7 protein-coding genes are annotated in these 14,281 nt (G+C 67.2%); 4 read left to right on the forward strand and 3 right to left on the reverse strand.

Features of this window, described 5'->3' with window-relative positions; genetic code table 11:
• Window positions 1-190 precede the first annotated feature (190 nt).
• The 4 genes from hemE (at window position 191) to V8683_RS01760 (ending at window position 9,689) form a co-directional block, all read left to right on the forward strand.
• On the forward strand, window positions 191-1,282 hold the full coding sequence (hemE, locus tag V8683_RS01745) for a uroporphyrinogen decarboxylase (RefSeq protein ID WP_411188017.1): 1,092 nt from the start codon (window positions 191-193) through the stop codon (window positions 1,280-1,282).
• A 478-nt stretch (window positions 1,283-1,760) separates the two neighbouring features.
• Window positions 1,761-4,049, forward strand: coding sequence for a primosomal protein N' (locus V8683_RS01750; RefSeq protein WP_411188019.1), 2,289 nt, complete (start codon window positions 1,761-1,763; stop codon window positions 4,047-4,049).
• A gap of 434 nt (window positions 4,050-4,483) precedes the next feature.
• Complete coding sequence (putA, locus tag V8683_RS01755) at window positions 4,484-8,440, forward strand: trifunctional transcriptional regulator/proline dehydrogenase/L-glutamate gamma-semialdehyde dehydrogenase (protein ID WP_411188021.1); 3,957 nt, start codon at window positions 4,484-4,486, stop codon at window positions 8,438-8,440.
• A 100-nt stretch (window positions 8,441-8,540) separates the two neighbouring features.
• Window positions 8,541-9,689: a branched-chain amino acid ABC transporter substrate-binding protein gene (locus V8683_RS01760; protein ID WP_411188023.1), complete on the forward strand. Its 1,149-nt coding sequence runs from the start codon at window positions 8,541-8,543 to the stop codon at window positions 9,687-9,689.
• A gap of 157 nt (window positions 9,690-9,846) precedes the next feature.
• Here V8683_RS01760 and V8683_RS01765 read toward each other — a convergent pair whose 3' ends face one another.
• The 3 genes from V8683_RS01765 to V8683_RS01775 all read right to left on the reverse strand — a co-directional run bounded on the left by V8683_RS01765 (window position 9,847) and on the right by V8683_RS01775 (window position 14,150).
• On the reverse strand, window positions 9,847-11,559 hold the full coding sequence (locus V8683_RS01765) for a thiamine pyrophosphate-binding protein (protein ID WP_411190470.1): 1,713 nt from the start codon (window positions 11,557-11,559) through the stop codon (window positions 9,847-9,849).
• Window positions 11,560-11,614: 55 nt separating this feature from the next.
• Window positions 11,615-13,003 (reverse strand): L-serine ammonia-lyase, encoded by a 1,389-nt coding sequence (locus tag V8683_RS01770; protein ID WP_411188025.1) that lies wholly within the window; start codon window positions 13,001-13,003, stop codon window positions 11,615-11,617.
• A 91-nt stretch (window positions 13,004-13,094) separates the two neighbouring features.
• The gene (locus V8683_RS01775; protein ID WP_411188027.1) at window positions 13,095-14,150 is read right to left on the reverse strand and encodes an alginate lyase family protein; all 1,056 of its coding nucleotides are present in this window, start codon (window positions 14,148-14,150) and stop codon (window positions 13,095-13,097) included.
• Window positions 14,151-14,281 lie beyond the last annotated feature (131 nt).

Below are 14,281 nucleotides of genomic sequence, written 5' to 3' on the forward strand. Positions count from 1 at the left end.
ATAGGGCGAATGGCCAGCGGGTTCGGAAAGCCGCTCGATGATAGCCCGCGCGTGCGCCACGGGTAAGCGTTGGCCGATCCGAGCGCGCCGGTGTCCCGGTTATGCCGCCCATCACCGCCATCCCGGCACGGCCGCTCCGGTAAAATGACCGCTTGCTCCTGAATCCTGAAGCGCACCAGCGCCCCCGCCCGTGGCTCATACCCTTCTGAACGACACCTTTCTGCGCGCGCTGTTGCGGCAGCCGACCGAGTACACACCGATCTGGCTGATGCGCCAGGCGGGCCGTTATCTGCCGGAGTACAACGCCACGCGCAGCCGCGCCGGCAGTTTTCTGGGCCTCGCCAAGAACCCGGACTACGCAACCGAAGTCACGCTGCAGCCGCTCGAACGCTTTCCGCTCGACGCCGCCATCCTGTTTTCCGACATCCTGACGATTCCCGACGCGATGGGCCTCGGCCTCGACTTCCAGGCGGGCGAGGGGCCGAAGTTCGCGCATCCGGTGCGAACGGAAGCCGATGTCGCGAAGCTCGCGGTGCCGGACATCGGCGCGACGCTCGGCTATGTCACGGACGCCGTGCGCGAGATCCGCCGAGCGCTCACCGACGCACAGGGGCGCCAGCGCGTGCCGCTGATCGGCTTTTCGGGCAGCCCGTGGACGCTCGCGTGCTACATGGTCGAAGGCGGCGGTTCGGACGACTTCCGCACGGTCAAGTCGATGCTGTACGCGAGGCCCGATCTGATGCAGCGCATTCTCGAAGTGAATGCGCAGGCGGTCGCCGCTTATCTGAATGCGCAGATCGAGGCAGGCGCACAGGCCGTCATGATCTTCGACACCTGGGGCGGTGCATTGGCGGACGGCACCTACCAGCGTTTCTCGCTGAACTACATCGCTCAGGTGGTGGCGGCGCTCAAGCGCGAGCATGACGGCGAGCGCGTGCCCGTCATCACGTTCACGAAGGGAGGCGGTCTCTGGCTGGACGAGATTGCGGCGACCGGCGTGGATGCCGTCGGTGTCGACTGGACGGTGAATCTCGGCCGCGCGCGCGAACGCGTGGGCGGGCGCGTCGCGTTACAGGGCAATCTCGATCCGACGGTGCTGTTTGCTCCGCCCGCGGCGATACGCGAGCAGGCGCGCGCAGTCCTCGACAGCTTCGGCCCCCATCCGGGCCACGTCTTCAATCTCGGCCACGGCATTTCGCAATTCACGCCGCCCGAGCATGTCGCCGAACTGGTGGACGAGGTGCATCGTCATAGCCGGACGATTCATACTGGCGCGCATTGACCGTGTATTGACCACGCATTGACCATGGATTGGCCGATTTATTGCCACGGATTCGGTGCGGCGAATTTGATGCAGCGCAATGTACTGGGCTCTGGGCGTCAGGGTGCGGATGGGCCTAAACGGCCAGCGGGAAGCGCTTCCGCCGAAGTCAAGACTTGACTTATGCACACTTTTCTCGTTGCGGCGCGCAAGAGGTAGAAATTGCCGCAGCCGCGCATCCTGACCAGCATCTGGACAATCAGACCCTTGACAGACAAGGCTTTCGCCGCTCCACGGCGATTTGTGCGCTGTCCCACGTAATGGCCCGGCGACGGCCTTTCCGGTGTGCGAGCGGTGAGTTCTCAACAAAGTTATCCACAGGCACAGGGATGAGGGCATGATTGTTCTGCGGAATCCAAAACTTAGCGCTGAATGTGAAGTTTTACTTTAAGTGCGGCCGAATATGCGGTGGCGCACAGATAGCTCTTGGGAGAAACCCGTGACGGCCCGCTTCGTGCGCGTGGCGCTCGATCATCCGTTGCAGGTGCTCTACGACTATCGCTATCCCGAACACGCCCCCGAGCCGCAGCCGGGCATGCTGGTGCGCGTGCCGTTCGGCCGCCGCGACGTCGTGGGTCTCGTCTGTGAAGTGAGCGCTCACAGCGAGGTTCCGCCCGAGAAGCTCCGCGACGTCGGTGCCGTGTGTGCCGCCTGTCCGCCGCTTTCCGCGCCGTGGATCGAGCTGGCGGAGTTCGCTGCCGATTATTACCAGCGTGGGTTGGGCGAGGTCGCGCTACCCGCGTTGCCGCAGGCGTTGCGTGATCCTTCGCGCTGGGACCGCCTGCTGGCGCCGGAGGAGCGCTACCGGCTGCTGCCGGCGGGCCGCGAGGCGCTGCCCGAGGCGCTGCCAGCACGGGCGCAGGCGTTACGGCGGCTGGCGCAGGCGCTCGCCGAACGGGGCGAGCTCGACTTTGCCGATGCACGCGCGCTTCACCCGAAGGCCGCGGCGGCGCTGGAAGGCTGGCGCGAGGCGGGCTGGGTGGAATACGAGCGCGTCGAGTTCGGCATGCGGTCCGCCGGGGGCGCTGCGGTCGCTGCCGTCGATCGAGACCGTACGGCCAGCGTCGCCGCCGAACTGGCCGTACCGGTTCCGACGCTCAGCGACGAGCAGTCGGAGGCCGTCGAAGCGATCGCGGCCGCCCGTGGCTTCACGCCGTTTTTGCTGTTCGGCGTGACGGGCAGCGGCAAAACCGAGGTCTACCTGCGCGCGCTCGCGGCGCTGCTCGAACGCGAGCCCGCCGCCCAGGCGCTCGTGCTCGTCCCCGAGATCAATCTCACGCCGCAGTTCGAGGCGGCATTCCGCACGCGCTTCGCGGCCACGCTCGCCGACGACGCCATCGTCACGCTCCACAGCGGTCTGGCCGAAGGCGAGCGCGCGCGCAACTGGCTCGCCGCGCATGCGGGCCGCGCGCGCATCGTGCTCGGCACGCGCCTCGCGGTGCTGGCTTCGCTGCCGCGTCTCGCGATGGTGGTCGTGGACGAGGAGCACGAGCCCGCCTACAAGCAGCAGGAGGGCCTGCGCTACTCGGCGCGCGACCTCGCCGTATGGCGCGCGAAGCAGCTTGGCGTGCCGGTGGTGCTCGGCTCGGCGACCCCGTCGCTGGAAAGCTGGTGGCAGGCGGAGCGGGGCCGCTATACGCGCCTGACGCTCGCGCGGCGCGCGGTGGCCGACGCTGCGTTGCCCGCCGTGCGCCTGATCGATCTGGAAGAGGAACGGCGGCGCGGGAGAGCGTCGTTCGAAGGGCTCTCGGGGCCGCTGGTCGCAGCCATGAAGGCGCGGCTCGAGCGCGGCGAGCAAAGTCTCGTATTCCTGAACCGGCGCGGCTATGCCCCGGTGCTCTCGTGCGACGCCTGCGGCTGGGTTGCCGGCTGTCCGCGCTGCAGCGCCTACGTCGTGCTGCACAAGCCCGAGCACGCGCTGCGCTGCCACCACTGCGGCTGGGAGTCGCGCATCCCGCGTTCGTGCCCGGAGTGCGGCAACGTCGACATCGCGCCGATGGGGCGCGGCACGCAACGCATCGAGGAAGCACTGGCGAGCGCGGTGCCGGGCGCGCGGGTGCTGCGCATCGACGCCGACAGCACGCGCCGCAAGGGCAGCGCGCAGGCGCTCTTGTCGGACGTGCATGCGGGCGACGTCGACATCCTCGTCGGCACGCAGATGATCGCGAAGGGGCACGACTTCCAGCGCGTTTCCCTGGTGGGCGTGCTGAACGCCGACAATGCGCTTTTCTCGCACGACTTCCGCGCGAGCGAGCGCCTCTTCGCCCAGCTCATGCAGGTGAGCGGCCGCGCCGGCCGCGGGGGCTTGCCCGGCGAGGTGCTGGTGCAGACGCGCTATCCGCGCCATGCGCTTTATCACGCGCTGGCGCGTCATGACTACGTGGGATTTGCGAACGCGCAGCTCGCGGAACGGCGCGACGCGCACCTGCCGCCGTTCGTCTACCAGGCGCTGCTGCGTGCCGAGGGCCGCACGCTGGAGGCGGCGCTTGCATTTCTCGGCGAGGCCGCCGGCGCGCTGTCCGCCATCCCGGACGCGGAACGCGTGACCATCTACGATGCCGTGCCGATGACCATCGTGAAGGTCATGAACGTCCACCGTGCGCAACTGCTCGTCGAGAGCCAGTCGCGCGCGGCGCTTCAGGCCACGCTGCGCGCATGGCTACCGGTGCTGAGGTCGCTGCGCGGCGTCCTGCGCTGGAATCTGGAAGTCGATCCGCTCGATATCTAGCCGCGGTGCCTGGCGCGAGCGCGTCTATCGCTTTCTTTCATATCGCACTCGCTGCATTGCAGGCGCCGACGCGCCTCGAATGAACAGCACTGCGCAAAACGCACACATGATCCAGATTCCCGCCACCACCATGAACTTTTCCATTCCAGGCCTCAACGCTTCCAGTACTTGTTGCTTTCCCCCGTCTTGCTACCTGTATAACGGCGGGAATGCGTTTCGGTGAAGGGCGTCAAAAAAAGTTTGGGTCAGGGAAAATACTGAGTACTACCGGCTTGCCCCGGCTGGCGGGCATTTGCCGCAAACCCAGGCGCTACAAGGGATCGCGAGCGGTGCAACCATCTCTTTGGATGGTTGCACCTTTTTATTTGGAAGGTTACGATGCGCCAACTTTTTGGTCATTGGCCGGTGCGGGTCAGCCGGCAAACGAAGGAATCATGGCTAGCACCACTCTTGGCGTCAAAGTCGACGACCTCCTGCGCTCCCGTCTGAAAGACGCCGCCACGCGCCTCGAGCGCACGCCCCACTGGCTCATCAAGCAAGCCATCTTCGCCTACCTCGAAAAGATCGAGCACGGTCAACTGCCGCCCGAGCTGAACGGGCACGTGGGCGCCACCGATCTGGCGGACGGCGCCACCACCGACGCCGAAGACGACGCGGCGTCGCACCCGTTCCTCGAATTCGCGCAAAACGTGCAACCGCAGTCGGTGCTGCGCGCGGCGATTACGGCCGCGTACCGCCGTCCCGAGCCGGAATGCGTGCCGTTCCTGATCGGCGAGGCGCGTCTGCCCGCCAATCTCACGGGCGACGTCACGAAGCTCGCCACGCGCCTCGTCGAGACGCTGCGCGCGAAGCGCACGGGCGGCGGCGTAGAAGGGCTAATCCACGAGTTCTCACTGTCCAGCCAGGAAGGCGTGGCGCTCATGTGTCTGGCCGAAGCGCTCCTGCGCATTCCCGACCGCGCCACGCGCGACGCGCTGATCCGCGACAAGATCAGCAAGGGCGACTGGAAATCCCACGTGGGCCACGCGCCGTCGCTGTTCGTGAACGCGGCCACCTGGGGCCTCATGATCACCGGCAAGCTTGTCACGACGAACAGCGAGACAGGCCTTTCGTCGGCGCTCACGCGCATGATCGGCAAGGGCGGCGAGCCGCTGATCCGCAAGGGCGTGGACATGGCGATGCGCCTGATGGGCGAGCAGTTCGTCACGGGCGAGAACATCTCCGAGGCGCTCGCCAACAGCCGCAAGTACGAGGCGCGCGGCTTCCGCTACTCGTACGACATGCTCGGCGAAGCGGCCACGACCGAAGCCGACGCGCAGCGCTACTACGCTTCCTATGAGCAGGCGATCCACGCGATAGGCAAGGCGGCGGGCGGCCGCGGCATCTACGAAGGCCCGGGCATTTCGATCAAGCTCTCGGCACTGCATGCCCGCTACTCGCGCGCGCAGCAGGAACGCACGATGAGCGAGCTGCTGCCGCGCGTGCGTGCGCTCGCCGTGCTCGCGCGCCGCTACGACATCGGTCTGAACATCGACGCCGAAGAAGCCGACCGCCTCGAAATTTCGCTCGACCTGCTCGAAGCGCTGTGCTTCGATCCCGAGCTGGCGGGCTGGAACGGCATCGGCTTCGTGGTGCAGGCGTACCAGAAGCGCTGCCCGTTCGTGATCGACTACATCGTCGATCTCGCGCGCCGCAGCCGTCACCGCATCATGGTGCGCCTCGTGAAAGGCGCGTACTGGGACACGGAAATCAAGCGCGCCCAGGTGGACGGCCTCGAAGGCTATCCGGTCTACACGCGCAAGATCTACACCGACGTTTCGTACCTCGCGTGCGCGAAGAAGCTGCTCGGCGCGCCCGACGCCGTGTATCCGCAATTCGCCACGCACAACGCGCACACGCTGTCGGCGATCTATCACCTTGCAGGCAACAACTACTATCCCGGCCAGTACGAGTTCCAGTGCCTGCACGGCATGGGCGAGCCGCTCTACGAAGAGGTCACGGGGCCGCTTGCGGCCGGCAAGCTCAACCGTCCGTGCCGCGTCTACGCGCCGGTCGGCACGCACGAGACGCTGCTCGCGTACCTCGTGCGCCGCCTGCTGGAGAACGGCGCGAACACGTCGTTCGTGAACCGCATTGCCGACGAAACGGTGCCGGTGAGCGAGCTCGTGGCGAACCCCGTCGACGAAGCCGCCAGAGTCGTGCCGCCCGGCGCGCCGCACACGAAGATCCCGCTGCCGCGCGATCTCTACGGCGGCGAGCGCCTCAATTCGATGGGCCTCGATCTTTCGAACGAGCATCGCCTTGCGTCGCTCTCTTCGGCGCTGCTCGCGAGCGCGCATCATCACTGGCGCGCGATGCCCATGCTCGAAGGCAACGAGATTGCCGTGGGCGAGGCGCGCGAAGTGCGCAACCCGGCCGATCATCGCGACCTCGTGGGCACCGTGGTCGAGGCGACGCCGGCGCACGTGAGCGCCGCGCTCGCGCACGCCGTGGCCGCCGCGCCGATCTGGCAGGCCACGCCCGCGGAGGAGCGCGCGGACTGTCTCGCGCGCGCCGCCGACCTGCTCGAAGCGCAGATGCACACGCTCATGGGCCTGATCGTGCGCGAGGCGGGCAAGTCGCTGCCGAACGCCGTGTCGGAAATCCGCGAGGCCGTCGATTTTCTGCGCTACTACTCCACGCAGATCCGCGAGGAGTTCTCGAACGACACGCATCGCCCGCTCGGCCCCGTGGTCTGCATCAGCCCGTGGAACTTCCCGCTCGCGATCTTCATGGGCCAGGTGGCCGCGGCGCTGGCCGCCGGCAACACGGTGCTCGCGAAGCCCGCCGAGCAGACGCCGCTGATCGCCGCCCAGGCCGTGCGCATTCTGCGCGAGGCCGGCGTGCCGGCCGGTGCCGTGCAACTGCTGCCGGGCGACGGCGAGACCGTGGGCGCGGCGCTCGTTGCCGATGCACGCACGAGCGCCGTGATGTTCACGGGCTCGACCGAAGTCGCGCGCCTCATCAACAAGAAGCTCGCGGAGCGCCTCGATTCCGACGGCCGCCCGATCCCGCTGATAGCCGAAACCGGCGGCCAGAACGCGATGATCGTCGATTCGTCGGCGCTCGCGGAGCAGGTGGTGGCCGACGTGCTGCAAAGCGCGTTCGATTCGGCGGGCCAGCGCTGCTCGGCGCTGCGCGTGCTGTGCCTGCAGGACGACGTGGCGGAACGCACGCTCGAAATGCTCACAGGCGCGATGAAGGAGCTTTCGATTGGCAATCCTGATCGTCTCTCGGCCGACGTCGGCCCCGTGATCGACATGGAGGCGCGGCGCGGCATCGACGGGCATATCGCCGCGATGCGCGAAAAGGGCCGCAAGGTCACGCAGATGCCGCTGCCCGAAGGCTGCGCCGCGGGCACCTTCGTGCCGCCGACGCTCATCGAGATCGACAGCCTGGACGAGCTCAAGCGCGAAGTGTTCGGCCCGGTCCTGCACGTGATCCGCTATCGCCGCAGCCAGCTCGACCGTCTGCTCGAACAGATTCGCGCCACCGGTTATGGGCTCACGCTCGGGATCCATACGCGCATCGACGAAACCATCGCGCACGTGGTCGGCCGCGCGCATGTGGGCAACATCTACGTGAACCGCAACGTGATCGGCGCTGTGGTGGGCGTGCAGCCGTTCGGCGGCGAAGGCCTTTCGGGCACCGGTCCGAAGGCGGGCGGCGCGCTCTATCTCTCGCGTCTGCTGGCCAAGCGTCCGGCCGGTCTGCCGCAGTCGCTCGTCCGCTCGCTGGTGGTCGACGCGCCGCAAAGCGAGAGCGGCGAGCGTCCGCAGTCGGCGCCGCAGTCCGCACATTCGGCGCTCGCCGCGCTGCGCGACTGGCTCATCGCCGAGCGCGAGCCGGCACTGGCCGCCCGCTGCGACGGCTACCTCGAATACGTGCTGGCGGGAGCGACCGCCGTGCTGCCGGGGCCGACGGGCGAGCGCAACACCTACACGCTTTCGGCGCGCGGCACGGTGCTGTGCGTGCCTTCCACGGCGACGGGCGCCCGCGCGCAGCTCGCCGTGGTGCTGGCGACGGGCAACCGTGCGCTCTTCGCGGGCGCGGCGGGCGAGGCGCTCGCGAATGCGCTGCCGGCGTCGCTCAAAGCGCATGTGGGAGTACAAAAGGGTGCCGACGCGCAGTACGATGCCGTCCTCTTCGAAGGCGACAGCGACGAACTGCTCGCCCTCGTGAAGGAAGTGGCCAAGCGTGGCGGGCCGATCGTTTCGGTGCAGGGCGTCGCGGCCCACGCGCTGGCGAACGGCGACGAAGACTACGCCCTCGAGCGTCTCCTCACGGAGCGTTCGGTGAGCGTGAACACGGCCGCGGCGGGCGGCAATGCAAATCTGATGACGATCGGTTAAGCAGAGATCGCTATACTCTGCATCGGTCGTCACAGGACAAGGAAGCGGCAAAGCCTTGGGCCCAAGCCGCTCCATCCATACCTGGTACCAAGGAGAAGCTATGCAACACACCATGAAGCAGCTGGCAGGCGCCGCGATCGTCGCGGGCATGTCGCTGGCGGGGACCGCGCACGCGCAGCAAGTCGAGGACGTGAAGATCGGTTTCGCCGGCCCGATGACGGGCGCCCAAGCCCACTACGGCAAGGACTTCCAGAACGGCATCGTGCTCGCCGTGGAAGACATGAACGCCACGAAGCCCGTGATCGGCGGTAAGGCGGTCCATTTCGTGCTGGATTCGGCCGATGACCAGGCCGACCCGCGCACCGGCACGACCGTCGCGCAGAAGCTCGTCGACGACGGCATCAAGGGCATGCTCGGCCACTTCAACTCGGGTACGACGATTCCCGCTTCGCGCATCTACGCGAACGCCGGCATTCCCGAAATCGCCATGGCCACGGCGCCGGAGTACACGCAGCAAGGTTTCAACACCACGTTCCGCATGATGACCTCGGACACGCAGCAGGGTTCGGTGGCCGGCACGTTCGCGGTGAAGAACCTCGGCATGAAGAAGATCGCCGTGGTTGACGATCGCACGGCCTACGGCCAGGGTCTTGCCGACCAGTTCTCGAAGGCGGCGAAGGCGTCGGGCGGCACGATCATCGACCGCGAGTACACGAACGACAAGGCCGTGGACTTCAAGTCGATCCTGACCAAGATCAAGGCCGAGAACCCGGACCTGATCTATTACGGTGGCGCCGACGCGCAAGCCGCGCCGATGGTCAAGCAGATGAAGTCGCTTGGCATCAAGGCCCCGCTGATGGGCGGCGAGATGGTTCACACGCCGACCTTCCTGCAAATCGCGGGCGACGCCGCGAATGGCACGGTGGCATCGCTCGCGGGCCTGCCGCTCGACCAAATGCCGGGCGGCAACGCTTACGTCGAGAAGTACAAGAAGCGCTTTGGCGAGGACGTCCAGACCTACTCGCCGTATGCGTATGACGGCGCGATGGCGATGTTCGCGGCAATGAAGGCGGCGAATTCGACGGATCCGGCGAAGTACCTGCCGTACCTAGCGAAGACCAGCATGCCGGCCGTGACGACGAAGGATCTCGCGTACGACTCGCACGGCGACCTGAAGAACGGTGGCATCACGCTGTACAAGGTCGTGGACGGCAAGTGGACGACGCTGCAAAGCGTGGGCGGCAAGTAATGCGCCTCGCGGCGTGAAGCGCGGGCGGTTTTTGCCGTCTGCCTTTTGCGCCACTGGAAGTCATAAAAAAGCCCTGCAGGGATGTGTTCCTGCAGGGCTTTGTTTTGTCTGGCCGCAACCGTGGCCGTTCGTGGCCTCGAACCCAGATGAAGCGCGCCTAGCCTTGCGCCTTCAAGGCCGTCTCGCGAATTTGCTCAAGCGTCGCGGCGGGCGTGCTCGCATCCTTCGGAATGCGAATTTCGATCAGCGCCGGACCGCCCGCATTGAGGGCTCGCTCCAGCGCGGGCAGAAACGCACCCGTCGATTCGACCGTCTCGCCGTGCGCGCCGAACGATTTCGCGAAGGCCGCGAAATCCGGATTCGTGAGCTGCGTACCATGCACGCGCCCCGGATAGTGGCGCTCCTGATGCATGCGAATCGTGCCGTAATGCCCGTTGTTCACGACGATGAACACCACGGCGAGCCCGTACTGCATTGCGGTCGCGAGTTCTTGCGCGGACATCATGAAGCAGCCGTCCCCGGCGAGCGCGACCACCGTGCGCGACGGATAGAGCGACTTCGCGGCGATGGCAGCAGGCACGCCGTAGCCCATCGCGCCGCTCGTGGGCGCAAGCTGCGAGCGGAAGTGGCGGTACGCGTAGTGCCGGTGCAGCCACGTTGCGTAATTGCCCGCGCCGTTCGTGACGATCGCATCGTCGGGCAGACGCGCGCGCAACTGCTGCATCACTTCGCCCAACTGAACATCGCCAGGCATCGGGCGCGGCTCGCGCCACGCGAGATATGCGTGGTGGGCCTCTTCGGCGGCGCCGTCCCATACGGGCTGCGCCGGTGCTTCGAGCGCCGCGAGCATCGACACGATCTCGGGCAGGCCCGAAACGATCGGCAGATCGGCCGCATAGACGCGTCCCAGTTCCTCTGCGCCCTGGTGCACGTGGATCAGCGTCTGCTTCGTCTTCGGGATGTCGAGCAGCGCGTAGCCGCCTGTTGTCGCTTCGCCAAGACGTGGCCCGAGTACGAGCAGCACGTCCGCTTCGCGGATGCGCTGCCCAAGCGCCGGATTCACGCCGAGGCCCACGTCGCCCGCGTAGTTCGGGTGATCGTTGTTCAGCGTGTCCTGGAAGCGGAATGCGAGGCTGATGGGCAGGCGCCAGTTCTCGACGAAGCGCTGCAGATCGGCGCACGCAGCCGGCGTCCAGCCGTGGCCGCCCGCGATCACGAAGGGCTTCTTCGCATTCGCGAGCAGCGTGCGCAGCCGCTCGATCTGCGCGGCCGAAGGCGACGCCTGCACGCGCTGAGCGGCGGGTGCGACCGCTTGCGCCTGCGAGGCCGGGAACGGCTCGCTCAGCATGTCTTCGGGCAGCGCGAGCACAACCGGGCCGGGACGGCCCGACGTCGCGACGTGGAACGCGTGGCTCAGGTACTCGGGCACGCGGCGCGGATCGTCGATCTGCGCGACCCACTTTGCCATCTGGCCGAACATGCGCCGGTAGTCGATTTCCTGAAACGCTTCGCGGTCCATCTGCTCGCGTGCTACTTGACCGATCAGCAGGATCATCGGCGTCGAGTCCTGGAATGCCGTATGCACGCCGATCGACGCATGCGTCGCACCCGGTCCGCGCGTGACGAATGCGATGCCGGGCTTGCCGGTGAGCTTGCCGGCTGCCTCCGCCATATTGGCGGCGCCCGCTTCATGGCGGCACACGATCGTCTCGATCTGGCCGGTCACGTCGTGCAGCGCGTCGAGCACAGCGAGATAGCTTTCGCCGGGCACGCAGAACACGCGCGTCACATCGTTCGCGACGAGCGCGTCGACGAGCAGGCGCGCGCCCGTGGTGGTTGCGGAAGAAACGGTTTCGTTCGGCTGCGTCATCTCGATCATGTCTCCAGATGTGTGTCGCTATGAAAGGCGTGACGCGCGTAGCGCATCAGCACTCGACGATGTTCACCGCGAGTCCGCCGCGCGACGTCTCCTTGTACTTGGTCTTCATGTCGGCGCCGGTCTCGCGCATGGTCTTGATGACCGAGTCGAGCGAGACGTAATGGGCACCGTCGCCGCGCAGCGCCATGCGTGCGGCGTTCACGGCCTTCACCGAAGCCATGGCGTTGCGCTCGATGCAGGGGATTTGCACCATGCCGCCGACGGGGTCGCAGGTGAGGCCGAGGTTGTGTTCCATGCCGATTTCGGCGGCGTTCTCCACCTGCTGCGGCGTGCCGCCGAGGACGGCGGCGAGCGCGCCCGCGGCCATCGAGCACGCCACGCCCACTTCGCCTTGGCAACCGACTTCGGCGCCCGAGATCGAGGCATTGAGCTTGTAGAGGATGCCGATGGCGGCGGCCGTGAGCAGGAAGTCGATCACGCCCTGCTCGTTCGCGCCCGGCGTGAAGCGCACGTAGTAATGCAGCACGGCGGGGATGATGCCCGCGGCGCCATTGGTGGGTGCGGTGACGACGCGGCCGCCGGCCGCGTTCTCTTCGTTCACGGCGATCGCGTAGAGATTGATCCAGTCGATCATCGAGAGCGGGTCCTGCAGCGCGCGCTCGGGGTTGCCGGTGAGCGCGCGATAGAGCTGCGCGGCGCGGCGCTTCACGTTGAAGGGTCCCGGCAGCGTGCCGTCGGCGTCCGGATTGCCGATGCCGCAGCCGCGCGCCACGCACGACTGCATCACGCCCCAGATGCGCAGCAGGCCCGCGCGGATTTCTTCGTCGCTGCGCCAGACGCGCTCGTTTTCCAGCATCAGCTGCGCGACGCTCTTGCCGGTCGAGGCGCACAGTGCGAGCATCTCGGCGCCGGTGCGGAACATATGCGGCAGTTGCTCGACGGCGGCCAGCACCTTCGTGTTGGGGGCGCCGGCCGTCACGACGAAGCCGCCGCCCACGGACAGATACGTGCTCTCGCGCAGCGTCTCGCCGTTGGCGTCGAGCGCGCGCAGCTTCATGCCGTTCGGGTGCTCGGGCAGCGCCTGGCGATAGAACGCGATGTGCTCTTTCTGCACGAACGGGATCGTGTGGCGCCCGAGCAGCGCGAGCAGGCGCGAGGTGCGCACGGCTTCGAGACGCTCGACGATGGTGTCCGGGTCGACCGTGTCCGGGGCGTCGCCCATCAGGCCCAGCATTACGCCGCGGTCGGTGCCGTGGCCCTTGCCGGTCGCGCCAAGGGAGCCGTACAACTCGACCTTGACCGAGGCAGTGGACGCGAGCAGGCTGTCGCGCTCGAGTCCTTCGGCGAACATCAGCGCCGCGCGCATCGGTCCGACTGTGTGCGAACTGGACGGCCCGATGCCGATTTTGAAGAGATCGAAAACGCTGACTGCCATGATGAGTACTGCTCCTGCTTCAAAAGCTGAAAAACTGTTTCAAACGATCGCGCAATAACCGTGCGCGAGGCGCCGCGTCATCAACGCAACATCAACGCGCGGGCAGCGGCAGGCACACGGCTAGCCACGCGGGTGGCGTGGGCGCGAGCCTGAGCGCGATCGGCGTATAGCGGCCGTCCAGTCGGGCGGCCAGGTGATACAGCTCGGCGGCGTTCTGCGGGTCCCATGCGCCGGCATAGCCGGGCAGGCCCGCTTCGCGCCGCCGCGCGTCGAACGGCACCGTCGAGTGCACGAATTCCTCGTGGGTCTTCTCGCCGAGCGCATAGGGCGTGAGCCAGTCGAGCGCCTTCGCCAGCGTCGCGCCGTTGGCGGCCTTTTCCGGCAGCCAGTTGCGGTTGTGGCGGCGCGCGGCGAGCGCGGCCGTCACGAGCGGCTGCAGGTCGTAGGTCACGTAGTGCAGCGCGTCGCGCTCGCCGAAGTCGAGCGTCGAGCCGTCGGGCGCGACGTTGTCGCCGATGTGCTCGACGAACAGGCGCTGCGCCGCCGCGATCATCTTGCGGTTGTCGAGCGTGAACGCGATCATCGCAATCAGTTTGACCCGATGACTCTGCCAGTTGTTCGCGAACGTGCCTTTCAGCGGCCGCGGCTGCGCGTCCACCTGCGCGATATAGCCGCTGCCCATGCGGTTCAGGAACGCCATCGTCGCGTTGCGCGTCTTCACGGAAAGCGCGCTCGCGGTCATGTCGTACGCGAGGATCAGCGCTTCGAAGTGCGTTTCGTCGATGGGGTTGAAGCTCGGCTGGTAGGTGGCGACCCAGGCGGCGAGGAAACGGTCGACGAGCTTCAGATAGCGGTCGTTGCTCGTGGCTCGCCACGCGAGCGCGGCGTCGCGCATGAGGTCGAGCTCTTTCTCCGCCTCCACGCTCTGGTCGTAGATGCCCTCGTGCGGCAGCGTGCCTTCGGTGTGCAGTTTCGCGAGCGGATGGGGCGCGTCGTTCACGTGCGCCTGCACTTCGGCCACCAGCGCCTTGACGCCGGGATCCGCGCTCGTGCGCTCGCTCGTCTGCAGCGCGGGGGCCGCGCAGAAGTTCATCGCGGCGTGTGCGGTGGAGGTGGCGGCAAGCCAGCAGCATGCCGCAGCCAGCATGGCGGCCAGCCTCACTGGCCTCGCCGGTGGGCCGCCGCGCCCCCGGCCGGGCGCCCCCCCGGGGGCCCCACCCCTGGCGGGGCGGGGGTTCCAGGCTGACCCGGCCCTGATTTGACAGATAAATGAAAAAC

The organism is Paraburkholderia sp. AV2 (genome assembly GCF_054968425.1).

What these genes read in the sequence shown, in the direction of transcription:
- putA (WP_411188021.1), top strand. Translation starts at nt 4,484, where the DNA reads ATGGCTAGCACCACTCTTGGCGTCAAAGTCGACGACCTCCTGCGCTCC.
- V8683_RS01760 (WP_411188023.1), top strand. Translation starts at nt 8,541, where the DNA reads ATGCAACACACCATGAAGCAGCTGGCAGGCGCCGCGATCGTCGCGGGC.
- V8683_RS01765 (WP_411190470.1), bottom strand. Translation starts at nt 11,559, where the DNA reads ATGACGCAGCCGAACGAAACCGTTTCTTCCGCAACCACCACGGGCGCG.
- V8683_RS01770 (WP_411188025.1), bottom strand. Translation starts at nt 13,003, where the DNA reads ATGGCAGTCAGCGTTTTCGATCTCTTCAAAATCGGCATCGGGCCGTCC.
- V8683_RS01775 (WP_411188027.1), bottom strand. Translation starts at nt 14,150, where the DNA reads ATGCTGGCTGCGGCATGCTGCTGGCTTGCCGCCACCTCCACCGCACAC.